This is a genomic window from Candidatus Skiveiella danica (assembly GCF_022705245.1).
Taxonomy (GTDB): domain Bacteria; phylum Pseudomonadota; class Gammaproteobacteria; order Burkholderiales; family Burkholderiaceae_C; genus Skiveiella; species Skiveiella danica.
This window is the reverse complement of sequence record NZ_JAKJEW010000211.1, coordinates 1-502: the sequence shown is the minus strand read 5'-3', so window position 1 is coordinate 502 and position 502 is coordinate 1. Positions and strand designations below refer to the sequence as shown.

Annotated in this window: 1 protein-coding gene; it reads right to left on the bottom strand. The window is 68.5% G+C overall.

Annotation, left to right across the window (positions count from 1 at the left end; all coding sequences use genetic code 11):
- The coding region (locus ACMUOY_RS21070) for a DUF2147 domain-containing protein (protein ID WP_413894638.1) at positions 1-493 on the bottom strand (493 nt) is incomplete at its 3' end.
- Positions 494-502: the final 9 nt, after the last annotated feature.

Genomic DNA, 502 nt, shown 5'->3' with positions numbered 1-502 from the left:
CGATCACCAGGTCGCACTCGCCGAGCTTCGCGAGGTCGTCCTCGTAGTTGGCGGGCACGACGAAGGCCGCGAGGTCCGCGTGGCCGAGCGGCGCGGGGTTCAGCTTCTTCAGGCCCTCGATCGCCCGACGGGCGATCGCGCTCTTGTCGCCGTCCTTCGCGGGCAGGTCGTAGAGCAGCACGTCGACCTGCGCGTTGACGAGGTGCGCCGCGATCTGGGCGCCCATCACGCCGTCGGCGAGCTTCGCCTTCGCGCGGTAGAGCTTGCCGTTGTTCGGATCGAGGATCTCGCCCCCGGTCCACTCGTCGCCGTCCTTCTTCAGGCCGGTGAGGATCGTCATGCCCTGCACCGGCTTGCCCTTGCGGTCGTCGGGACACAGGTCGCAGACCGCGTCGGCCTTGTCGGTCAGCACCTTCTCGATCCGGCCGATCAGCGCGCCGCCCTGCTCGACGATCCGGATCAGCGCCTTCGCCTGCTTGGTCTCGTCGTCGATGGTCTTCCA